The organism is Micromonospora sp. SL4-19, from assembly GCF_047921475.1.
GTDB lineage: Bacteria > Actinomycetota > Actinomycetes > Mycobacteriales > Micromonosporaceae > Micromonospora.
Genome location: NZ_JBLROB010000007.1, coordinates 1 through 21386 on the forward strand (window position 1 = coordinate 1; position 21386 = coordinate 21386).

At 71.4% G+C, this 21386-nt stretch carries 19 protein-coding genes; 13 read left to right on the top strand and 6 right to left on the bottom strand.

All coding sequences use genetic code 11. From position 1 onward, the window contains the following. Positions 1-77: 77 nt before the first annotated feature. Positions 78-575 (bottom strand): DinB family protein, encoded by a 498-nt coding sequence (locus ACNAVT_RS12140; protein WP_416295650.1) that lies wholly within the window; start codon positions 573-575, stop codon positions 78-80. Here ACNAVT_RS12140 and ACNAVT_RS12145 point away from each other — a divergent pair. Beyond that, complete coding sequence (locus ACNAVT_RS12145; protein WP_416295652.1) at positions 574-1302, top strand: hypothetical protein; 729 nt, start codon at positions 574-576, stop codon at positions 1300-1302. The genes ACNAVT_RS12140 and ACNAVT_RS12145 overlap by 2 nt on opposite strands. On the opposite strand, the gene ACNAVT_RS12150 is transcribed toward ACNAVT_RS12145, so the two are convergent. Together ACNAVT_RS12150 and ACNAVT_RS12155 are read right to left on the bottom strand one after the other, a co-directional pair. Next, entirely contained in the window at positions 1266-2477 is a 1212-nt protein-coding gene (locus ACNAVT_RS12150) for an RNA polymerase sigma factor (protein ID WP_416295653.1), read from the bottom strand. The genes ACNAVT_RS12145 and ACNAVT_RS12150 overlap by 37 nt on opposite strands. After that, positions 2474-2845 carry a YciI family protein gene (locus ACNAVT_RS12155; protein ID WP_416295655.1) on the bottom strand — a complete coding sequence of 124 codons (372 nt, stop codon included), beginning with the start codon at positions 2843-2845 and terminating at the stop codon, positions 2474-2476. Before ACNAVT_RS12155 ends, ACNAVT_RS12150 begins: the two co-directional genes overlap by 4 nt. A 250-nt stretch (positions 2846-3095) precedes the next feature. Here ACNAVT_RS12155 and ACNAVT_RS12160 point away from each other — a divergent pair, with 250 nt between their 5' ends. After that, a complete protein-coding gene (locus ACNAVT_RS12160; protein WP_416295657.1) occupies positions 3096-4598 on the top strand; it encodes an MFS transporter in 1503 nt (500 codons plus the stop codon). 55 nt (positions 4599-4653) lie between these two features. Here the strand turns inward: ACNAVT_RS12160 and ACNAVT_RS12165 are convergent, their stop codons facing one another. Next, positions 4654-6831, bottom strand: coding sequence for an MMPL family transporter (locus tag ACNAVT_RS12165; RefSeq protein ID WP_416295659.1), 2178 nt, complete (start codon positions 6829-6831; stop codon positions 4654-4656). A 279-nt stretch (positions 6832-7110) separates the two neighbouring features. Then, positions 7111-7770 (bottom strand): DUF6766 family protein, encoded by a 660-nt coding sequence (locus ACNAVT_RS12170; RefSeq protein ID WP_416295661.1) that lies wholly within the window; start codon positions 7768-7770, stop codon positions 7111-7113. A gap of 257 nt (positions 7771-8027) precedes the next feature. Here ACNAVT_RS12170 and ACNAVT_RS12175 point away from each other — a divergent pair, with 257 nt between their 5' ends. The 9 genes from ACNAVT_RS12175 to ACNAVT_RS12215 are packed head-to-tail and all read left to right on the top strand — an operon-like array spanning position 8028 to position 18387. Next, on the top strand, positions 8028-9680 hold the full coding sequence (locus tag ACNAVT_RS12175; protein WP_416295662.1) for a carbamoyltransferase: 1653 nt from the start codon (positions 8028-8030) through the stop codon (positions 9678-9680). Then, positions 9677-10708 (top strand): glycosyltransferase family 2 protein, encoded by a 1032-nt coding sequence (locus ACNAVT_RS12180; RefSeq protein WP_416295664.1) that lies wholly within the window; start codon positions 9677-9679, stop codon positions 10706-10708. The genes ACNAVT_RS12175 and ACNAVT_RS12180 overlap by 4 nt, the downstream gene beginning before the upstream one ends. Beyond that, positions 10705-12354: an HAD-IIIA family hydrolase gene (locus ACNAVT_RS12185; protein ID WP_416295666.1), complete on the top strand. Its 1650-nt coding sequence runs from the start codon at positions 10705-10707 to the stop codon at positions 12352-12354. The genes ACNAVT_RS12180 and ACNAVT_RS12185 overlap by 4 nt, the downstream gene beginning before the upstream one ends. A gap of 38 nt (positions 12355-12392) precedes the next feature. Next, the gene (locus ACNAVT_RS12190) at positions 12393-13367 is read left to right on the top strand and encodes a glycosyltransferase (RefSeq protein WP_416295667.1); all 975 of its coding nucleotides are present in this window, start codon (positions 12393-12395) and stop codon (positions 13365-13367) included. Continuing rightward, entirely contained in the window at positions 13352-14569 is a 1218-nt protein-coding gene (locus tag ACNAVT_RS12195; RefSeq protein ID WP_416295669.1) for a glycosyltransferase, read from the top strand. Before ACNAVT_RS12190 ends, ACNAVT_RS12195 begins: the two co-directional genes overlap by 16 nt. Next, positions 14569-15357, top strand: a complete 789-nt coding sequence (locus tag ACNAVT_RS12200) for a D-sedoheptulose-7-phosphate isomerase (protein WP_416295671.1) — start codon at positions 14569-14571, stop codon at positions 15355-15357. The genes ACNAVT_RS12195 and ACNAVT_RS12200 overlap by 1 nt, the downstream gene beginning before the upstream one ends. Then, positions 15354-16766 carry a PfkB family carbohydrate kinase gene (locus tag ACNAVT_RS12205; protein WP_416295673.1) on the top strand — a complete coding sequence of 471 codons (1413 nt, stop codon included), beginning with the start codon at positions 15354-15356 and terminating at the stop codon, positions 16764-16766. Before ACNAVT_RS12200 ends, ACNAVT_RS12205 begins: the two co-directional genes overlap by 4 nt. Continuing rightward, positions 16763-17458 carry an SDR family oxidoreductase gene (locus tag ACNAVT_RS12210; RefSeq protein WP_416295675.1) on the top strand — a complete coding sequence of 232 codons (696 nt, stop codon included), beginning with the start codon at positions 16763-16765 and terminating at the stop codon, positions 17456-17458. Before ACNAVT_RS12205 ends, ACNAVT_RS12210 begins: the two co-directional genes overlap by 4 nt. After that, positions 17455-18387: a glycosyltransferase family 9 protein gene (locus ACNAVT_RS12215; RefSeq protein ID WP_416295677.1), complete on the top strand. Its 933-nt coding sequence runs from the start codon at positions 17455-17457 to the stop codon at positions 18385-18387. The genes ACNAVT_RS12210 and ACNAVT_RS12215 overlap by 4 nt, the downstream gene beginning before the upstream one ends. Before the next feature lie 71 nt (positions 18388-18458). Here the strand turns inward: ACNAVT_RS12215 and ACNAVT_RS12220 are convergent, their stop codons facing one another. After that, positions 18459-19220, bottom strand: coding sequence for an alpha/beta fold hydrolase (locus ACNAVT_RS12220; protein WP_416295678.1), 762 nt, complete (start codon positions 19218-19220; stop codon positions 18459-18461). Between the two features lie 105 nt (positions 19221-19325). Here ACNAVT_RS12220 and ACNAVT_RS12225 point away from each other — a divergent pair, with 105 nt between their 5' ends. After that, positions 19326-20663: a hypothetical protein gene (locus tag ACNAVT_RS12225; RefSeq protein WP_416295680.1), complete on the top strand. Its 1338-nt coding sequence runs from the start codon at positions 19326-19328 to the stop codon at positions 20661-20663. Between the two features lie 280 nt (positions 20664-20943). Then, positions 20944-21192, top strand: a complete 249-nt coding sequence (locus tag ACNAVT_RS12230; RefSeq protein ID WP_416295682.1) for a hypothetical protein — start codon at positions 20944-20946, stop codon at positions 21190-21192. Positions 21193-21386: the final 194 nt, after the last annotated feature.

Here is a 21386-nt window from a genome sequence, read left to right on the forward strand (position 1 = left end):
CCCCCGGTCACGCCGTCTGCTTGAGCTCGTGCTCGAGCACTGGCGCTCGGTCGGCGGCATGAGCGGACCTCCGCGCACTACTCGTCGATGAGCTGCTCTCGAAGAATGTCTGCGTGCCCACAGTGCTGGGCGAGCTCGCGCAGCACGTGGAGATACACCCACCGCAGCGGAAGTGGGCCTCGCCGGTGCCCGTGAAGGATGTCGTCCAGACCCAGGGATGACGTCGCACGGCGTGATGCTTCGCAGGCCTCGCGGTGTGCGTGCTGGACGGTGGCGATCGTGTCGTCGTCATCGAGGATGAACGACTCCTCTGACGTCGCAGGGATGCCGATCTCAGCGCGCGACCGGCACGTGACGGCTTCGTCAAACCAGACCTTCTCGACGAAAGTCGCGTGCTTCACAAGACCCAGCAGCGTGGTCCGGGAGGCCACCAACGATCGGCGCGCCTGTTCCTCGGTCAGCCCGTCCAAGCAGCCATTGAGCGCGCCGCGGTGCTCGTCGATGAACGCCTCGAACTGGGCACGGGCTGGCTGTGCGACGACCTGGTCGGCGAAGGTAGGCGGGTAGGAAGGCATGGGCGAAGCATTCCAGAACCTCGCCCAGGAGCAACTGACATCGGCACAAGCGGTCGGCCGATTACTTGTCGGTCTCGCAGGTGGCCCCGAGGAGGATTCCGAAGGCAGCCGGACGGGCATCGATGCCGTCATCGGCAATGAGAGATGCTCGACTGCTGGCCAGCAGTCATTCCTGACGCAGCGACACCGGGTTGCTGCGCCGCGCGCGGTGCTGCACAATGCCGCGGTGTCTAGCGATGCCCGAGCCCACGGTCCTGTCACCTCGTTCGTTCTCGCCTGGTCCCGATGGTTCGAGCGAGTGCCACGGTGGTTGCGTCTGGCGATGTACACGCCGCTGGTTGCCTTGATGGCTTTCAGCTTGGGTAGCCGCCGTGGGTGGGTCATCGGAATGGCGGCCGGGCTGTTTTACGGCGTGATGTTCGTTGGCTACGCGATTTCCCCGCGACACATCCAGCAGTGGTCGAAGAACCATGTATACCGGGATGCCGCGCTTTTCATACCGCTCTTGTTCTTTGCCATGTTGTTCATGCTGCCCCAAGCCCCGATATGGGTCTTGACGCTCGTGGCTGTGGGGATCGGCGGCGCTACCGTTCCGCTCATGGTTCGTAGACGCCGCCAGCTCTGGGCACGTGAAGCAGCCAAAGATGCGGATGGTGCTGGATTGCCGGGAACCGGGGCGCACACGAGCGCCTATCTTCTCAACCGGCTGGCCCGGGACTCCAGGTAGCGTTGCTCGGCGATGCTGGCGGTGGACTTCGCGGCGCGCCGGTAGTCCTCGTACGCCCTGGCCGTGTCGCCGGTCTTCTCCAGCAGATGTGCCCGGACGGACACCAGCCGGTGATGCTCGGCCATCCGCACGTCTGTATCCAACGTGGACAGCAAGGCCAGCCCGGCCGACGGGCCCTCGGTCTCGGCGAGCGCGATCGCCCGGTTGAGGGTGACCATCGGGTTGGGCGCGATCCGTTCCAGGATCAGGTAGAGGGCGTGCACCTGCGGCCAGTTGGTCTCCTCGGCCGTGGCCGCGTCGGCGTGGGTGGCGGCGATCGCTGCCTGCAGCTGATAAGGCCCCAGCGTCCGGCCGGCTAGCGACGCCTTGACCAGCTCGATGCCTTCGTCGATCAGCCCGCGGTCCCACTTCGTGCGGTCCTGCTCGTCCAGCGGCACCAGGTCACCTGCCGCCGTCGTACGTGCGTCCCGGCGAGCGTGGGTCAACAGCATCAGCGCGAGCAGTCCGGTCACCTCGCCATCCTCGGGCAGCTGTGCGTGCACCATCCTGGCCAGCCGGATCGCTTCGCGCGCGAGGTCGGCACGGTGCAACTGGCTGCCTGAGGAGGCGGTGTAGCCCTCGTTGAAGATCAGGTAGAGCACGTGCAGGACGACCCGTAGGCGCTCCTCGCGTTCCGCGCTGTCCGGCAGGCTGAACGAGCTGCCGGCGGCCTTGATGCGCTGCTTGGCCCGGCTGATCCTGGACGCCATCGTGGCCTCCGGCACCAGGAATGCGCGGGCGATCTCGGCAGTCGTCAGGCCGCCGACCGCCCGCAGCGTCAGGGCGGTCTGGGAGGCGGCGGTCAGCGCCGGATGGCAGCACAGGAACAGCAGGACGAGCGAGTCGTCGGTGTCCGGTACGTCCTCGGGCACCACCTCGATGGCCGTCGCCGCCTCCCGCTCGCGGCGCGCGTGGTCACTGCGCATCTCGTCGATGAGCCGCCGGGAGGCGACGGTCACCAGCCAGCCGCGTGGGTTGTTTGGCACTCCCTCGGCCGGCCACTGCACGGTGGCGGCGAGGACGGCCTCCTGGACGGCGTCCTCACATCCTTCGAACTGGCCGTGCCGACGTACCAGCGTGCCGAGAACCTGCGGCGTGAGCTCACGCAGCAGGTCCTCGATGGCTGGTGCCGTCACGCCTCCAATTGTCCGTCAGCGAACATCACCTGCCGCACCTCGACCCCCAGACCCTCGATTGCGGTGTCCGGAATCTGCGATGCCAGTTCGATCGCCCGCGCCTTGTTCTGGCAGTCGATCAGGTAGAAACCGCCCAGATGTTCCTTGGCCTCCAGGAAAGGTCCGTCGGTCACCACCGGCTGGCCGTTGCGTACGGACACCACAGCGGCCTGTGACGGGTCGATCAGCGCCTGCGTGGTGATCAACTCGCCGGACGCCTTCAGTGCCTCGAGGAACTTGCCGTGGCCGTCGCCGATCGCCGCCATCTCCTCGTCGGTCAGCGCGTCCAACACGGCCGGGTTGATGTACATGCTGATCAGGAACTGCATCCCGCACTCCTCGTCGTTCGCGAGCCCCAGCTGGGCCCTTCAGCCCTTTGTCGGAGCCGCCGCTGCAGTCTTGACATCCCGTCCGAACTTACGCGGGAGTTCTTTGCCGCCGCATCGGCCGGACCGCAACGTCGTCATGTTCGGTGCCCGTCGTGGCAGACACGCGGGCTTTCCGTCCGTACCGATGTCAAGAAGCTCTCGATCGTTCCGACCAACCGGCGGAACATCGAGAGAACAGGAAGTTTCGGATATGCGAGTCAACCGGGCATGGCTGGGACTGGTCATCCTCATGATGCCGACATTGCTCGTCGCGATGGACATGACAGCGTTGCTCCTCGCGCTCCCACGGCTGAGCGCCGACCTGGGTGCCACCAACGTCCAGCAGCTGTGGATCAGCGACAGCTACGGATTCATGGTGGCCGGCCTGGTCATCACCATGGGCACGCTCGGCGATCGGATCGGCCGCCGGCGGCTGCTGATGATCGGCGGAGCGGCCTTCGCCGTGCTGTCGGTCGTGGCCGCCTTCGCGGTCAGCCCGCTGATACTGATCGTCGTGCGTGCGCTGCTGGGCGTCGCCGGCGCGACCCTGGCGCCGTCCACACTCGCCTTGATCACCAACATGTTCCGGGACCAACGGCAGTGCGGGCAGGCCATCTCGATCTGGGCGACCTGCCAGTTCGCCGGCGGCGCGCTCGGACCCGTGTTCGCCGGACTCCTGCTCCAGCACTTCTGGTGGGGATCGGTGTTCCTGGTGGCCGTGCCGGCGATGGTGTTGCTGCTGCTCGTCGGGCCGGTCCTGCTGCCGGAGTTCCGCAGCGACCAGTCCGGCCGGCTGGACCTGGGCAGCGTCGGGCTGTCCCTCGTGGCGGTGCTTCTGATGGTCTACGGCATCAAGCAGCTGACCGTCGGGGGTGTGCCGGTCGTGCCGGCCGTGGCTCTCGTCGTCGGCGCAGTCATCGGACTGCTGTTCGTACGCCGGCAGCTGCGGCTGGAGACGCCGCTGCTGGACCTGCGGCTGTTGCGCAACCGCCCGTTCACGGCCGTACTCGTCGCGCTCGTCTTCGCCGGGATCGTCATGGCGGGTACGGGCCTGATGGTGACCCAGTACCTGCAGGGCGTGCTGGGTTTCTCGCCGGTCGCATCGGCGGTGCTGTTCGCACCGATGGGCCTGGCCTCAGCAGTCGGCACCATGGCCGCGCCGGTGCTGACCCGGGGGATGAAGCAGACGACCGCGATCGCCGGTGGGCTGGCGGGGTCGTCACTGGGCAGCCTGCTGCTGGTCGGAGTCCACGGTGCGAACGCCCTGCCGATGGTGATGCTCGGCATCGCCGTACTGGCGCTGGGCACAGGCCCGCTGTTCGCGCTGGGCACCGGGTTGGTCGTCGGGTCCGTGCCTCCCGAGCGCGCCGGCTCGGCGGCGTCGATGTCGGAGACCGGCAACTACCTCGGCGGTTCGCTCGGCTTTGCGCTGATCGGCGTGGTGGCCGCGGTGGTCTACGGCAGCCGGATGGACGGCACGTCCGACTCGCTGGCCGACGCGGTCGCGGCCAGCCAGCACCTTTCCGCCGGCCAGGGCGCGGAACTGCTGCACACCGCGCGGGAGGCGTTCACCACCAGTCTGCACGTCACCGGCGTCGTCGCCACGGTCATCTTCGCCGGGCTGACCGTACTGATCCTGGCCCTGCGCCCGGCAGACCCGGACCACGCCCGGCGCAGTCCCCGACTACGCCGCGACTCGCTCGTAGAACCGTGAAGGAGTGCGGGGAACCGCCCGCCCGAGAGCTCCCCGCACTCCGACTCGAGAAAAGTCAGACTCTGGCCTCTTCCTCAACCTCGTCCGGGGGTGTCGAGGTCGCCTTCGGCGCCCGGCGTCCGGGCATCCACCAGTTGGCCTTGCCACACAGTTCCATCACCGCGGGGACGAGGACCATGCGGATGATGGTGGCGTCGACGAGCACGGCGACGGCCATGCCCAGACCGATCTGCTTGACCGAGACGTCGGGGCCGAGCAGGGCGGTCGTGAAGATGGCGATCATGATGGCGGCCGCGGCCGTGATGACCTTGGCGGTCCGTGCCAGCCCGCGAGTGACGGCCATCCGGGTGTCGCCGCTGCGCTCGTACTCCTCGCGGATCCGCGAGATCAGGAAGACCTCGTAGTCCATGGACAGGCCGAACAGGAGTGGGAACATCATCATCGGCACCCAGGTCGTGATCGGCATCTCGGTGGGGAAACCGAGGGCCGAGCCGAACCATCCCCACTGCACGATCGCGACCAGCACGCCGTAGGCGGCGCCGATCGACAGCAGGTTCATCACGGCGGCCTGCAGCGCGATCGTGACCGACCGGACCAGCGCGATCAGCAGCAGCAGGGACACCACGATGACGACCGTGATCATCAAGGGTAGGCGCGAGCTGGTGTCCTCGGCGAAGTCGATCGCCCCGGCGTTCGGGCCGCCGACGTAGACCTTTCTGCCGCCGGGTTCCTTGGGCAGCACGTCGTCGCGGAGCTCGTGCACCAGGTTCGCGGTTGCCTCGTCCTGTAACCCGGTCCTGGGGAAGGCCATGAAGATGGCGGCCTGCCCGTCCTTGCTGATTCGAGGCTGCGTGGCGTGGGCGATGCCCTCGGTGTTCCTGACCGCGTCGACGACGCGACGCAGGTCGGCGTCCGTGGAGTCGACCGCGGTGGCGAAGATCAGGGGAGCGCCGTAGCCGGGACCGAAGCCCTCGGAGACGATCTCGTACGAGGTGTAGCTGCTCCGGTCGCGGGGCTGGACACTCGCGTCGGGCAGGCTCAGCCGCATCGACAGTGCGGGGGAGGCCAGCACCAGCAGGCTCGCGCCGGCAAGAAGCGCGGCGACCAGCGGCTTGCGCTGCACCACGCCCGCCCAGCGCTCGGCGGGGGTGCGGCGCTCCCGGGACGGGACACCGTCACCCCGGTGCCGGCGGGACGTGCGACGGGGCAGGCGCAGGGAGTTGATCTTGTGGCCGATGAAGCCCAGGAACGCCGGCAGCAGGGTCACCGCGGCGATCATCGTCACCAGCACCGTCACCGAGGCGCCGATGGCCACGCCGGTCATCATCTTCTGTCCCATGGCGATCAGGCCCAGCAGCGCGATCATGACGGTCGTGCCGGCGAACAGGACCGCGTGCCCTGCGGTGGTGATGGCCTTGACGGTGGCGGTCTCAGGCTCGTCGCCGTCCTGCAGGCCGTCCTTGTAGCGGGTCAGGATGAACAGTGCGTAGTCGATGCCGACACCGAGCCCGATCAACGAACAGACGAGCACGGTGAAATCCGGCGAGGGGACCACGTGCCCCACGAGCTTCATCAGGGCGATGCCGCCGAGGACCGCCATCAGTCCGGTCACGATCGGCAGGCCCATCGCCACCAGCGACCCGAAGGCGATGAACAAGATCACCGCTGCCGTCAGGAGGCCCACCCCCTCGGCCGGACCCTGCGGGGGTGTCTCTGCCTTCTCCGCCTTGTCCCCGCCCAGCCCCAGGGTCACGCCGTCACCGGAGGCGTTCTTGACCGTGTCCACCAGGGGCTTGACGTCGGTCTTCTTCGCATCCTTGTCGGTCAGCGGGATGGTCGTACGGGCGATACGGCGATCCTTCGTCACCAGATTCTCGTCCTGATAAGGCGAGGTCACCGGGCCGGTAACGGGTGAGGCGTCGAGATCGGCAATGACTTTTTCGATCTTCTGCCGGGCGGCGGGGTCGTCGATCCCCTTCTCCGCCTTGATCGCGAGAGTCAGCGTGTCCCCCTGCTGCTCGGGGAAATGCTTCTCGATCAGAGCCTGTGCCTTGGCGGACCCGGAGTCTCCGCCCGAGTAGTCGTTGTCGGAGGCGGCGCCGTAGCGGAAGCCGACGACCGCCACGGCGATCACGCCGACGATCCAGGTCAGAAGGATCAGGCGGCGGCGCCGGTAACAGAACCGGGCCAACCCCGCCAGAGCTCCCTCGCTACGGGGAGTCTCGGTTGTCATCATCTTCTCCTCGAGTCCCTCGCACCGGGCGTCGTGCCGAGCAGGGCACGGTGGATCAGACGGCTCGGTGGTGTGTTCACGAGGTTGATGTTCGTGCCGAAGAGGAGGACGTGTCCTCCGACAGCGGATGGCTCTCCGTACGCGGATCTGCGTAGGCGACACGTGTGCGATCACGCTCATCGTCGTAGCTGCTTGCGCGGCTGACTGGAGCCGGTCGCCGCCACCTGCAGCCGGCGGCCAGCGCGGATGGGGGCGTGCGAAAGGCTGTGGGTACCTCGGTCAGGCGCCGGTGGTGGCGTGCGAGGCGGTCACGGGCTTCGACTCGGGCGAGCCGTGCTGACGCAGGACGGTGCTGAGCAGGATCAGCGCGGCCACGGCCAGAAACTCACTCTGCCAGTTCTGCATGGACTGGAACCAGAAGTCGCTGGTGCCCAGGAACTGCCAGGCACTGATCGGCTCGGCGCCGCTCTGGAGCATCTGCTCCTCGTTGTAGTTCGCCACGCCACCCAACAGGTGCCCGAGGAACGACCCGGCGAAGATCATCAGGAGGGCGATAGAGAGGCTGTTGCGGTAGACCGCCAGCACCAAACCGCCGACGTGCACGGGCCAGGGTGACGCGGAGGTGGCGTTCTCGGCCCGGTCGTCAGGCCGATCACCCTGCTGCTCCGGCTTGGACTCCGAGGATCCCCTCTGCACCAAGTACGCGGTGAGCAGAACGTACCCGCCCATCTGGAGAAACTCCGACTCCCAGTTCTCGAACGTCGCCTCCGCGAGGTGGCCGGTATGTAGGTACGCGAGGTACGACAGCGCGTGTCGGCCATGCTGGGTCAGCTCCTCGTTGTGCACCTGCCAACCGAACACGGTCTGCAGGATCCAGAAGATCACGAACGCGCCAAGCGTGGCGATCGACAGCGCATGTCCCCGCAGCCAACGGCGCATGTAGGCCTCCCTGCCTCCAGCCTGCTTACCTGCGGAAGGTTCCCTGGGCCCATCAAGGCAAAACCCGCCCCAACAGCAGTCGGCGTGAGCATCAGAGATGGGCGGACGACGACTCCACGGCCAGCGCGGACAGTGAAGGCGCGGGCACTGTCAGCTGCCCTTTCGGTGCTGACCCGAGTCTCACAGGCGACATCGGACTCGCGGGAGAAGTCGATGACCTTGTGGTTAGGCCGTGCTCGCAGGGGTAGGGACTGCTCATGCGCGTCCTCGGAATCAACGCGGTCTTTCATGACCCCGCGGCTGCTCTCGTGGTCGACGGCCGGGTGGTGGCCGCCGCTGAAGAGGAGCGGTTCAGCCGCCGCAAGCACGGCAAGCGCCCGGTGCCGTTCGCCGCCTGGGAGCTGCCCGAGCTGTCCGCCGCCTGGTGTCTGGCCAGTGCTGGGATCGGCGTCGACAGCCTCGACGCGGTCGCGTACTCCTTCGACCCCGGCCTCTGCCGTGACGCGGTCGAGCTGGGTCTCGACGACCCGTGGGACTGGCTGCGGATCGACTACGCCAAGCGGGCACCGCAGTTCCTCGCCGCCGCCCTGCCCGGGCTCGACCCGGAGAAGGTGCGGTTCGTGCCGCACCACGTGGCGCACGCCGCCTCCGCCGGGCTGGCCGCCCCGCCGGCCGGCGACGACACCGCGGTGCTGGTCCTCGACGGGCGCGGTGAGGACTCCAGTCATCTCGCCGGCGTCTACCGTGACGGACGGTTGTCATACCTGCACGCGCAGCAACTGCCGCACTCGCTCGGCCTGCTGTACGAGGAGCTGACCCGACACCTCGGATTCCTGCACTCCAGCGACGAGTACAAGGTGATGGCGCTCGCCTCGTACGGCCGGCCCAGGCACCTGGGCCTGCTCCGTGAGCTGGTCCGGGTGACCGACGACGGCGGCTTCCGGGTCGACCGGATCGACTGGGCCAGCATGGCCAAGGCGCGGACCGCCGACGGGGAGATGACCGACGACCACGCCGACCTGGCGTCCAGCGTGCAGGTCCGGCTGGAGGAGGTCATCCTCGACCTGTCCCGCTGGCTGTACGACGCCTCCGGCGGCGCCGCCACCCTGGCCATGGCCGGCGGCGTTGCGCTGAACTGCGTCGCCAACGCCCGGGTCGCTGCCGAAGGGCCGTACCGCGACGTCTGGGTGCAGCCGGCGGCCGGGGACGCGGGCACAGCGCTGGGCGCGGCCCTGCACGTCGCCGGCGAGCTGGGCGACCGGTCCACCCCGATGACCGGGGCGGACCTGGGCCGCGGCTGGTCGGACGAGGAGCTGGAGGCGGAGCTGCGCCGGGCGCAGCTGCCGTACACCCGGCCGGCGTCGATCGCCGCGGAGGCGGCCCGGACGCTCGCCGGCAACGGCATCGTCGCCTGGTACCAGGGGCGCAGCGAGTACGGCCCGCGGGCGCTGGGCCACCGGTCGCTGCTCGCCCACCCCGGCGACCCGGACACCACCCGCCGGATGAACGACGTCAAGGGCCGGGAGCAGTTCCGTCCGGTCGCCCCGATGGTCCGCGCGGAACGCTTCGTGGAGATCTTCGAGGGCGTCCACCCGAGCCCGTACATGCTCTTCGTGCACCGAGTGAGGCGGCAGTGGCGCGAGCGCATCCCGGCGGTCACCCACGTCGACGGCACCGCCCGGGTGCAGACCGTGCACGCCGACACCGAGCCGCTGGTGGCCGAGATGCTGGCCGAGTTCGAGCGGCTCACCGGGCTGCCGGTCGTGGTGAACACGTCGCTGAACACCGCCGGCCGGCCGATGGTGGACACCCCGCGGGAGGCGATGGAGCTGTTCGGGTCCGCGCCGGTGGACCTGCTCGCGCTCGGCCCCTTCGCGGTGCGCCGTCGGACGCCGGGCGACGGCCGATGATCAGCGTGGTGGTGCCCACGCTCGGCCGGCCGAGCCTGGCCGTGCTGCTGGACACCCTCGCCGGCCAGCTCGGCGACCTGCCCGAGGCCGAACTGCTGCTGGTCGACGACCGGCGCGACGAGACCGGGGAGCTGGCGGTGCCGGGGGCCTTCGCGGCGTACACGAAGGTGCTGACCGGTCGCGGTGCGGGCCCGGCAGCCGCCCGCAACCTCGGGTGGCGGGCGGCCTGCGGCGAGTGGGTGGTCTTCCTGGACGACGACGTGGTGCCGGCGCCGGACTGGGCCAGGCTGCTGCGTGCCGACCTCGCCGTGCCCGACCGGGTCGGCGGTGTGCAGGGCGTGCTGAGGGTGCCGCTGCCGGCCGGCCGCCGCCCCACCGACTGGGAACGCGGCACCGCCGGCTTGGCCGAAGGGCGGTGGATCACCGCTGACATGGCCTACCGCCGGGCGGCGTTGGTCGATGTCGGCGGGTTCGACGAGCGCTTCCCCCGGGCCTACCGGGAGGACGCCGAGCTGGCGCACCGGATCCAGCTCGCCGGCTGGGACCTGGTCCGTGGCCAGCGCCGGGTCACCCATCCGGTACGCCCCGAGAGCCGCTGGGTGAGCCTGCGCATCCAGCGCGGCAACGCCGACGACGCGCTGCTGCGCCGGTTGTACGGCCCGAGCTGGCGGACCGCGCTCGAACTGCCCCCCGGGCGGCGACCCGGGCACGTCGCGGTCGCCGCCGCCGGGGCGGTCGCGCTGGCCGCCACCGGACTGCGCGCGGTGGATGGTCCCGGCGCCCTTCGGCGGGGCCTCGGGGTCGTCGCCGCCGTTGCCGGGCTGGGTTGGGCGGCCGGAACCGCCGAGTTCGCCCGGGTCCGCATCGCGCCCGGCCCGCGCACCCCCGATGAGGTCGTCACCATGCTGGTGACCAGCGTGCTCATCCCGCCGCTCGCGGTCGTCCACTGGATACGCGGCTGGTGGCGCGCCCGCTCGGTGCCCGCTCGGAAGGTCGTCGCGGTGGACGGCCCCGGGGCGGGACGATGATGTCTACCTCGCCTGCCCGGGACAGCTGGGCGGACATGATGTCGCCCGGTCCCGCCCTGTTCGACGCGGTGCTGTTGGACCGTGACGGCACGCTGATCGAGGACGTGCCGTACAACGGCGATCCGGAGAAGGTCCGGCCGGTGCCCGGCGCGCGGGAGGCCCTGGATCGGCTGCGTGCGGCCGGTCTGCGGCTCGCCGTGGTGAGTAACCAGTCCGGCCTGGCCCGGGGGTTTTTCACCGTCGAGGACCTGCGCCGGGTCAACGCTCGGGTGGAGGAGCTGCTCGGGCCGTTCGACAGCTGGCAGATCTGTCCGCACGGTGAACCCGACGGGTGTGTCTGCCGTAAGCCGGCTCCGGGGCTGGTGCACGCCGCTGCCCGGGCGCTGGGCACCATGCCGACCCGGTGTGTGCTGGTCGGCGACATCGGCGCCGACATGATCGCGGCCGCGGCCGCGGGTGCCGCCGGCGTCCTGGTTCCCACCCCGGCCACCCGTCCGGAGGAGATCGCAGCGGCGCCGACCGCCGCTCGGAACCTGCCCGCCGCGGTGGACGAGATCCTGGGCCGGATGCGGGCGGTCCGGCCGGTCGTGCCCCGCGCCGCGCGAGCCGGCACGGTCCTTGTGGCCCGCAGTGATTCGGTGGGCGACGTGCTGGTCACCGGGCCGGGCATCCGGGCGGTCGCGGCCGGCGCTGACCGGGTCGTGCTGCTCTGCGGCCCGCGCGGCCGCGCCGCCGCCGAGCTGCTGCCCGGCATCGACGAGCTGATCGAGTGGCGGTTGCCGTGGATCGACGCCTCTCCCGAGCCGGTCGACCCCGAGGACATCCGCCGGCTGACCGCCCGCCTCGCCACCGTCGGCGCCGACGAAGCGGTCATCTTCACCTCGTTCCACCAGTCCCCGCTGCCCCTCGCCCTGCTGCTGCGAATGGCCGGGGTGCCCCGGATCAGCGCGATCAGCGACGACCACCCCGGCTCCCTGCTCGACGTCCGGCACCGGGTGCCGGTGGGCGTGCCCGAGCCGGAGCGGGCGCTCTCCCTTGCCGCGGCGGCGGGGTTCGCCCTGCCCGCCCGCGACGAGCCGGTGCTGCGGCTACGAGACGACCCGGCCGTACCGATCCCCGCTGGCACCGACACGCTGGACGACCCGGTCGCCGGGCTGACCGGCGACTACGTCGTGGTGCACCCCGGCTCGTCGGTGCCAGCGCGGGCCTGCCCGGCGGACCGTTGCGCCGAGATCGTGGCCGCCCTCGTCGCCGACGGGCGTCGGGTCGTCGTCACCGGCGCTCCCGCCGAGCGGGACCTGACCGCGCGGGTCGCCACCGCCAGCGGCACCGACCTGGGCGGGGCGAGCGACCTGGCCGGACTCGCCCGGATCATCGCCGGCGCCCGCTGCCTGGTGGTCGGCAACACCGGGCCGGCCCACCTCGCCGCCGCCGTCGGCACACCGGTGGTCAGCCTGTTCGCCCCCACCGTCCCGTTCGGACAGTGGGGACCGTACCGGGTGCCCACCGTCCGGCTCGGCGACGCCGGGGCGGCCTGCCGGGACACCCGCGCGGCCGTCTGCCCGGTCTCCGGCCACCCCTGCCTGGGCGGCGTCGATCCGGCCGAGGTGGTCGCCGCCGTACGAGCCCTCGCCCCGCACGACTGACCGCAACCCGCCGCGCCCCGACCGACCTGAGGAGAGGCATGAACGTTCTGCTGTGGCACGTGCACGGCTCCTGGACGACGTCGTTCGTGCACGGACGACACCGCTACCTGGTGCCGGTCACGCCCGACCGCGGCCCGTACGGGCTGGGCCGGGCGCGGACATACGCCTGGCCGGCGAACGCCGTCGAGGTGACCCCGCAGGAGCTGCGGCGGAACGACGTCGACCTGGTCGTCCTGCAACGCCCGGAGGAACTGGAGCTGGCCGAGCGGTGGCTGGGTCGCCGCCCCGGCCGGGACCTGCCGGCGGTCTACGTCGAGCACAACACCCCCAAGGGCGACGTGCCGAACACCCGCCACCCGATGGCCGACCGGGACGACCTCCTGCTCACCCACGTCACCGGATTCAACGAGCTGTTCTGGGACAACGGTGGCACCCGGACAGCCGTCATCGACCACGGCATCGTGCCGCCGGCCGCGGAGTGGACCGGCGATGTCGACCGCCTCGCCGTGGTCACCAACGAGCCGGTACGCCGCTGGCGGGTCACCGGCACCGACCTGATGCCGCGCTTCGCCGCGGTCGCCCCGCTGGACGTCTACGGCATGGGCGTGACCGGGCTGGCCGACCGGCTCGGGCTGCCTCCCGACCGGCTGGCCAGCCACGACGACCTGCCGCAGGACCAGATGCACACGGTGCTGGCCCGGCGGCGGGCGTACCTGCACCTGTGCCGGTGGACGTCCCTCGGGCTGAGCCTGATCGAAGCGATGACCATCGGCATGCCGGTGATCGCGCTGGCCACCACCGAGGTCGTGGACGTCGTGCCGCCCGACGCGGGGGTGCTCTCCACCCGGGTGGACACGCTGGTCGAGGCGGCCCGCTGGCTCGCCGAGGACCGTGACGCGGCGTACCGGCTGGGGGCGCGGGCACGCGAGGTGACGAAGGAACGCTTCGGGCTCGACCGGTTCCTCGCCGACTGGGACCGGCTGATGGAGGAGGAAGCATGCGCATCGCGATGATCTCGGAGCACGCCAGCCCGCTCGCCACCCTCGGCGAGGAGGACGCCGGCGGCCAGAACACCCACGTGGCGGAGCTCGCGGCTGCGCTGGTCGGCGAGGGACACGACGTCCGCGTCTACACCCGCCGCGACTGCCCCACCCTGCCCGACGCGGTGTCCACCCCGGACGGCTACCACGTCTGCCACGTGCCGGCCGGCCCGCCGCGGCGGGTGCCGAAGGACGAACTGCTGCCGTACATGGGCGAGTTCGGCAGCTGGCTGGCCGACACCTGGCGGCGCGACGGCTGGACCCCGGACGTGGCGCACGCACACTTCTGGATGAGCGGGCTGGCCACGGTGCACGCGGCCCGCCGGACCGGCGTGCCGACCGTGCTCACGTACCACGCGCTCGGCACGGTGAAGCGCCGCCATCAGGGCGCCCGCGACACCAGCCCACCTCGACGGATCGGCTACGAGCGGGCGCTCGGGCGGGCCGTCGACCGGGTCGTCGTGCAGTGCACCGACGAGGTGGCCGAGCTGGTCCGGATGGGCGTACCCCGCTCCCGGATGGCGCTGGTCCCATCCGGCGTCAACCAACGCGTGTTCCACCCCGACGGCCCGGCCGCGCCACGCGACCCGAAGCGGCCGCGCATCCTCACCGTCGGCCGGATGGTGGCACGCAAGGGCTTCCTGGACGTGGTCCGGGCGCTGCCCGCGGTGCCGGACGCCGAGTGCGTCGTGGTCGGTGGCCCACCCGCCGAACTGCTCCCCGCCGACGCCTTCGCCCGGCGGCTGCGGGCGCTCGCCGACTCCTGCGGCGTCACCGACCGCGTCAAGCTGGTCGGCGGCGTGCCCCGGGAGGAGATGGCCCGGTGGTACCGCTCGGCCGACGTACTGGTCGCCACCCCCTGGTACGAGCCGTTCGGGCTCACCCCGCTGGAGGCGATGGCCTGCGGTGTACCGGTGATCGGCAGCAACGTCGGCGGCATCGCCGACACGCTCGTCGACGGGGTCACCGGCGACCTGGTGCCGCCGCGCGATTCCCGCGCGCTGGCCACCGCGATCCGCCGGCTCCTCGCCGACAAGGTCCGCCGCTTCGCGTACGCCACTGCGGCCCTGGACCGGATCCGCAGCCGGTACTCCTGGAAGCGCTGCGCCGAACAGCTCAGCGCCGTCTACGCCGTGGTCACCACGGTCGCTCGTCCCACCCCGGCGGTGGCCTGATGACCCGGCCCGACCCGATCGAGGCGCACCTGTCCGGGCTGGCGGCGGCGCTGCTGCCGTTTCGGCGGGAGGCCGAGCGGCTCGCCGACTGGGGCACGGAACTGGCCTGGACGCTCGCACGGGGCGGGCGGATCCTCGTGGCCGGCAACGGCGGCAGCGCCGCCGAGGCCCAGCACCTCACCGCCGAACTCGTCGGCAAGCTCCGCGAGGACCGCGAACCCCTCTCCGCGATCGCCCTGCACGCCGAGACCTCCGCGCTGACCGCCATCGGCAACGACTACGGCTACCCGGAGGTCTTCGCCCGCCAGGTCCGTGCCCACGGTCGCCGCGACGACATCCTGCTGCTGATGTCCACCAGCGGCACCAGCCCCAACCTGCTCACCGCCGCCCACGCCGGACGCGAAACCGGACTACGCTGCTGGGCCTTCACCGGTCCCACCCCCAACCCGCTCGCCGCCCTGAGCCACGACATGCTTGCCGTCCCGTCGCCGGACAGCCAGGTCGTGCAGGAGCTGCACCTGGTCGCCACCCACCTGCTCTGCGAGTACGTCGACCAGGCCCTGCCTCTGGTCCGGCAGCTGCCCACGACGGCCGTGCCCGCGTCCCGGGGGAGCACCTTCGCCCCGTGGAAGCCGCCGCTCGTCCCGGTCCCGCCGGACCGGCACAGCGCCAACGGGCACGGCGGCAACGGGCACGGCGGCAACGGGCACGGCGCCAACGGGCACAGCGCGAACGGACACGGGCACCACCGCAACGGGTCCACGGGCACCGGCTGGGTGCAGCCGTGAGCGGCCCGCTCGTCGTGGTCGGCGACGCCCTGCTCGACCGGGACGTGACGGGCACGGTGAGCCGGGTCTGCCCGGACGCTCCCGTACCGGTGCTGGACGAACACACCACCGTCGACCGGCCCGGCGGCGCCGGCCTGGCCGCGCTGCTCGCCGCCGCCCAGGACACCGAGGTAGCGCTGGTCACCGCGCTGGCCGACGACGCCGGCGGGACCCACCTGGCCGAGTTGCTGGCTCAGGCCGGGGTGGTGGTCTACCCCCTGCACCTGCCCGGCTCGACCGCCGAAAAGATCCGGTTGCGGGCGGGTGGACAGACATTGCTCCGGCTGGACCGGGGCGGCGACCCCCAGCCACCCGGCGAGCCACCGGAGGCGGTGCGGGAGGTGCTCGCCCAGGCCCGGGCCATCCTGGTCAGCGACTACGGTCGCGGCCTGGTCCGGCAGCCGATGCTGCGCGTGGCGCTCGCCGAGGCGTCCGCCCCGGTGGTGTGGGACCCGCACCCGCGCGGCCCGGCCGCCGTGGCCGGGGCTCGGCTGACCACCCCGAACCTCGCCGAGCTGCGACAGCTCACCGGCGACGCGGGGGCCGGCTCGGCGCTGTCCACGGCGACCCGGGCCGGGCACGAACTGCGGCGGTGCTGGCGGGTCGGCGCGGTCGCGGTGACCATGGGCCCGGACGGCGCGGTGCTCTGCCACGCCGGCAGCACCCCGCTGGTCGTCCCGCCGCCGTCCACCCCGGACCGCGTCGAGGACACCTGCGGCGCCGGCGACCGGTTCGCCGCCACCGCCGCCCTGGCGCTCGGCGACGGCGCGCTGGTCACCGAGGCGGTCGGCGCGGCCGTCGCCGCCGCGTCGGCGTACGTGGCGGCGGGCGGGGCAACCGGTCTGGACCGCGAGCCGGCGCGCCGCCCGACACCGGACGCCGCACGCACCGCTGAGGCGCTGGTGGCCGCGGTACACGCCGACGGCGGCACGGTGGTCGCCACCGGCGGCTGCTTCGACATCCTGCACGCCGGGCACGTCGCCACCCTTCAAGCGGCCCGCCGCCTCGGCGACTGCCTGGTGGTCTGCCTCAACTCGGACGGCAGCGTACGTGGCGTCAAGGGACCCGAGCGCCCGGTCAACCCGGAGACCGACCGGGCCCGGCTGCTGGCCGCGCTCGACTGCGTCGACGCGGTGGTGGTCTTCGACGAACCCACCCCGCACCGGGTGCTGGCCCGGCTGCGGCCCGACGTCTGGGTCAAGGGCGGCGACTACGCCGGCGACGGCGGGCCGGACCTGCCCGAAGCGGACCTGGTGCACCGCTGGGGCGGCCAGGTCGTCACCGTCCCCTACCTGACCGGCCGGTCCACCACCGGCACCATCTCCGCCGCGCGTCAGCGCGGCCTCCACCTCGTCAAGGGAGCCGTATGAGCAGGGACATGAACGGACACGCCATCCTCGTCACCGGCGGGTCGAGCGGCCTCGGCGCGGCGGTGGTGAACGCGGTCGGCAAGGCCGGCGGGCGACCGTACGTGCTGGACCGGCAGGCACCCGCCGAAGGGGTGCCCTGGATCGAGTGCGACCTCGCCGACACCCGGGCCGCGGAGGCGGCCACCCGCCAACTCGCCGAGCGGGCCGGCGGCCTGAACGGCGTGGTGACCGCGGCCGGCACGGACGCGCCAGGACGCCTGGCAGACGTGCCGGGCGACATCTGGGACCGGATCGTGACGATCAACCTGCTCGGCACCGCCGCGGTGATCCGGACGGCGGTGCCCCACCTGGAACGCACGCACGGCACGGTGGTCACCGTCGCGTCCACGCTGGGCGTCAAAGCGGTCAGCGACGCCACCGCGTACTGCGCCGCGAAGTTCGGGGTGGTCGGCTTCACCCGGGCGCTCGCCGCCGAGCTGGCCGGAACGGTCGGCGTGACACTGCTGATCCCAGGTGGCATGCGGACGGCGTTCTTCGACGAGCGGGACGAGCGGTACCGGCCCGGCCCGGACGCGATCCTCAACGACCCGGCCGACACCGCGGAGGCGGTCCTGTTCGCCCTCGCCCAGCCGCCCGGCTGCGCCGTACGGGAGCTGGTCGTCTGCGCCGAGCTCGAGACCTCGTACCCGTGATCCTCGCGCTCCGGGCGCTCGGTGTCGGCGACCTCGCCACCGGGGTCCCGGCGCTGCGCGCGCTGCGCGCCGCGTACCCCAACGAGGAGCTGGCGCTGGTCGCACCGCGCTGGCTGACCCCGCTGGTCGAGCTGGTCGGCGGGGTGGACCGCCTGGTCGAGGCGGACGGGCTGGGCCACCTCCCGTGGTCCGGCCCGAAGCCCGCGCTGGCGGTCGACCTGCACGGCCGGGGCCCTCAGTCGCACCGGATGCTGGCCGAGACACAGCCCCAGCGGATGCTCGCCTTCACCAACGTCGAGGCCGGGCACCATCACGGCCCACTGTGGCGTGACGACGAGCACGAGGTGGACCGGTGGTGCCGGCTGCTGGCCTGGTACGGCATCCCCGCCGACCGGACGGACCTGGCGCTGCGCCGCCCCGGCCCCGGCGCGCTGCCCACCGGGGTGAGCATCATCCATCCCGGGGCGAAGGGCGCCGAGCGGCGCTGGCCACCGGCTCGCTTCGCGGCGGTCGCCCGGGAGCTGACCGCACGCGGCCACCGAATGGTGGTCAGCGGCAGCGCGGCTGAGCGGGGCATCGCCGAGGAGGTGGCCCACGCGGCCGGGCTGCCGCCGGAGGCGGTCCTCGCCGGGCGGACCGGCCTCGGCGAGCTGGCTGCCCTGGTCGCCCACGCCCGGCTGGTCGTCGCCGGCGACACCGGCATCGGTCACCTGGCCACCGCCTACGGCACCCCGTCAGTGCTGCTCTTCGGCCCGGTGTCGCCCGCGCTGTGGGGACCGCCGCCGGACCGGCCGGGACACCAGGCGCTCTGGGTGGGGCCGCGTCCGCCCGGCGACAGCAGCGCCGTCCACCCGGCCCTGGCCGAACTGGCTGTGCCCGCGGTGCTGGCCGCCGTGGAGCGGGTCGGGCGGGCGGTCCAGCTGCTGTGAAGCCACATCCAACGCCACACCGGCAAACTACTCGAAATCAATTAAAAAACGACGGCCCGCTCATCGTGTTCTCAGCGTTGCACTGCCTCGGCGAACCTGCGTATTGGTGCCGACCAGGCCCGCGGGTCAAGCCAGGGGAACGTGTGAGCGCCAGGTAGTTCTGCGTACTGGCCCTCGGGCACCATGCCAATCAGGTGCCGTGCCCATTGGCGGGTGCTGAGCCGGTCCTGTTCGCCTCGCAGAACCAGCAGCGGCACCATCAGCCGCGCCAGTGGCTCCTCCATGGCGTGACGAAGATGAGCCCGTACGAGATGCACGAGCCGGTGAAGGCCGGCCCGCTTCCATTCCGGCCAATGGGACTTGCTGAGGCCGGGAGGCTCGTGCCGGCCGTCGAGCTGCCACCGAACGAGCAGGCGCACGGGGCCGCGGGCAACCGGGTCGACCGTGGGGCTGGCCAGTACCAGTCCAGCCACCCGGGGGTGGCCCACGGCGGCTTCGGCGGCGACCTGGGTGCCGCTGGAGTGCCCCGCCAGGATCACGCGGTCGTGTTGTCGGGTGGTCAGCCAATCTGCGACGGCGTATCCGAACTCCGGCACCGACAGTTCGTGTGGTGGCTCGCCGCTGCCGCCGAAACCGGGCAGCTCCACGAGGTGGGCGCGAGTCCACTCGCCGAGCGCCGACAGGGCCGGCAACAGGTAGTCCGCCACGGCCATGCCTTGCACGAGGACGACCTGCGGCACGCCGGGTCGCGGCGTGCCAACTGCCCGGCTTCGCATCCGGCCCAGCACCCCTTCGTGGTATGACGTGGTGACATCGCGCGGAAACTCGGGCATGGCCCTGTCGTACCCACGCTTGTAGGCATGATTCGACCGGAGGTGGCGATGAGGCTGCCGCGGGAGGTCGCCGGCTTCGACTCCGCGTCCGCGATGGTGGTGGCGTTGGCCCGGTTCCTGCAGGGCCGGGACACGCCACCGCTGGGCAAGCCCGCCTTCCGGGCGTTGCGACCCGCAGCTGCGGTGGCAGCCCGGCTGCCGATGACCACCCGTCAGTGGATCTACAGCGTGTTCAGCGGCGCCGAGGGACGCCGCGAGGCGGACATCGCCCGGATCGACGCCGATGCCGTCGCCGCCTCAGTAGCTGATCTCTATCCGCGCCGCCGCTACCCAGCGGTGGTGGTGGGATCCTCCAACGGCGCGCTGACGCACCTCTGCGCCGCGCTGGGGGTGCCCTGGCTGCCACAGACGCTGCTGCTGCCCGTGCGCCAGCACCAGGTCCCACCGGATGACCCGATCCGCGCAGCGCACGCGTTCGACCGCACCGCCCGCGCCCTGCTCGCTCGCAATCCCGGTCTCGTGCTGCACCATATGCACGACCCGAACCAGGACCGCCTCACCCTGCGCCGCATGGCGTACTTCCGGGTCAAACGCACCCGGCTGGGGCCGGCATACGAGGAGTTCATCACCGACGTCCTGGAACCGGGCGGCACCATTCTGATCGCCGAATGCGGCCAACAATGGCCCACCACACGAATCGGCCAGCGCCATCTGTTTCAGCTCGGTGCGGTCGGCGGCATTCCTCCCGAGGAGTACCGCTACGGCAGCCCGCAGATAGCGGACTATCTGCGCCGACATCGTGCTGGGGTGTCCGAATGGCAGGCACCGCCCGCCGATGCCGAAAGCCCGGAAGCGGAATGGGGCTTCGATCCGGCACTCCGCGACGACATCACGGTCTTCGCCGACCGCCACGGCTTCCACACGGCCCGGCTGATGTTCGACCAGCCCGAGGATCTCAGCCCGCTGGTCGCAGACCTCTACCGCTGGTGGCACCGGCAACGGGACCTGCCAGCCAACCGACTGCTGATCGACTCATTCATACTGCTCGACCCCTGGCGGGCGCTGCTCACCGGCAGCGTGCCGTACTGGACCACCTTCCCGGTCCAGCCGTCACTCGCTCGCCTGCACCGCTACCTCGATGGACGCGACGGCTACGACTACCTGCACCTGGCCCTGTTCTGCCACGGCGTCAACTCCGTCGGAACGGCGACCGCCGGGCAGTGGCGCCACCTTCTGCGGCGGGCCCGGATCGAAGGAATCTTCGCCGGGGTCTCGCCGAGCCGTTATCCCAACGACCCGTACACCTTCTTCGGCTACCAGCAGGCACTGCGTGCCATTCCGGAGCGCCATCGCATGCCGGAGCCGCTGTCCCTGGCATCGCTCGTGGCCTTCCTGCAGGAGATGTCGGGCCGGTATCCGCGAGTGCAGATGACGACTCGTTGAAGCCATCACCGGGGCTGGATCCGGGGGTGTGGGGCTATCTGGCCGATCTGCCATGGCGGGACGGCGCAGTAGTTCACCGATAGCCGAGTCGGCGAACGGGCCCGGGTCGAGTTGGGCCGGTGCGCGTCGAAGTAGGGGTTCGGCGATTCCGGGTCGCCAACCGGGCCGCACCGATCACGCCCGGCCCCGGCGGATTCAGGGAGAATCAGGAAACCGGGAGCTATCAGGCTAAAGGTGAACCCGCAGCGACCCGCGCTCCTTGCTGCCGCCGGAGTCGGCCGTGCCGCTGGTCGAGCTGGTCGGCGTGCACGCCTCCCTGATCGACCGGCGGGATGTGCAGCAGGAAATCATCGACTTCCTGCGGGGCCATCCCACCGGCCGCCGTCCGGGCCCCTATTTCCCGGTGCTTGAACGAGCCGCCATGGCCTGGCAGGTGCCCGCACTGGCGTTGTCGATCAACCCGGCGTGGTCCGAGGAAAAGCAACCCGACGTCGCGTTCGGGGACGACGGATGTCGTACCGATCCGTGATATCCGCCCTGGCTGCCAGGTAACAGGTCGTGAAAGGCCGCGAACGGTGCTGGTGCGCTCGCCTGTGGAGCCAGCCCCACCGCCACCCAGAAGCGTCCAGCTCAGGTAGGGGTAGGCGGCATACTATCGGTTGTTTCCTCCCATCTCGGGTAATTTGGGGCTCACTGGATCCGGGCTTGTCGGGTGGGGGTGGG

What these genes read in the sequence shown, in the direction of transcription:
- ACNAVT_RS12145 (WP_416295652.1), top strand. Translation starts at nt 574, where the DNA reads ATGGGCGAAGCATTCCAGAACCTCGCCCAGGAGCAACTGACATCGGCA.
- ACNAVT_RS12140 (WP_416295650.1), bottom strand. Translation starts at nt 575, where the DNA reads ATGCCTTCCTACCCGCCTACCTTCGCCGACCAGGTCGTCGCACAGCCA.
- ACNAVT_RS12155 (WP_416295655.1), bottom strand. Translation starts at nt 2,845, where the DNA reads ATGCAGTTCCTGATCAGCATGTACATCAACCCGGCCGTGTTGGACGCG.
- ACNAVT_RS12160 (WP_416295657.1), top strand. Translation starts at nt 3,096, where the DNA reads ATGCGAGTCAACCGGGCATGGCTGGGACTGGTCATCCTCATGATGCCG.
- ACNAVT_RS12165 (WP_416295659.1), bottom strand. Translation starts at nt 6,831, where the DNA reads ATGACAACCGAGACTCCCCGTAGCGAGGGAGCTCTGGCGGGGTTGGCC.
- ACNAVT_RS12170 (WP_416295661.1), bottom strand. Translation starts at nt 7,770, where the DNA reads ATGCGCCGTTGGCTGCGGGGACATGCGCTGTCGATCGCCACGCTTGGC.
- ACNAVT_RS12175 (WP_416295662.1), top strand. Translation starts at nt 8,028, where the DNA reads ATGCGCGTCCTCGGAATCAACGCGGTCTTTCATGACCCCGCGGCTGCT.
- ACNAVT_RS12180 (WP_416295664.1), top strand. Translation starts at nt 9,677, where the DNA reads ATGATCAGCGTGGTGGTGCCCACGCTCGGCCGGCCGAGCCTGGCCGTG.
- ACNAVT_RS12185 (WP_416295666.1), top strand. Translation starts at nt 10,705, where the DNA reads ATGATGTCTACCTCGCCTGCCCGGGACAGCTGGGCGGACATGATGTCG.
- ACNAVT_RS12190 (WP_416295667.1), top strand. Translation starts at nt 12,393, where the DNA reads ATGAACGTTCTGCTGTGGCACGTGCACGGCTCCTGGACGACGTCGTTC.
- ACNAVT_RS12195 (WP_416295669.1), top strand. Translation starts at nt 13,352, where the DNA reads ATGCGCATCGCGATGATCTCGGAGCACGCCAGCCCGCTCGCCACCCTC.
- ACNAVT_RS12200 (WP_416295671.1), top strand. Translation starts at nt 14,569, where the DNA reads ATGACCCGGCCCGACCCGATCGAGGCGCACCTGTCCGGGCTGGCGGCG.
- ACNAVT_RS12210 (WP_416295675.1), top strand. Translation starts at nt 16,763, where the DNA reads ATGAGCAGGGACATGAACGGACACGCCATCCTCGTCACCGGCGGGTCG.
- ACNAVT_RS12220 (WP_416295678.1), bottom strand. Translation starts at nt 19,220, where the DNA reads ATGCCCGAGTTTCCGCGCGATGTCACCACGTCATACCACGAAGGGGTG.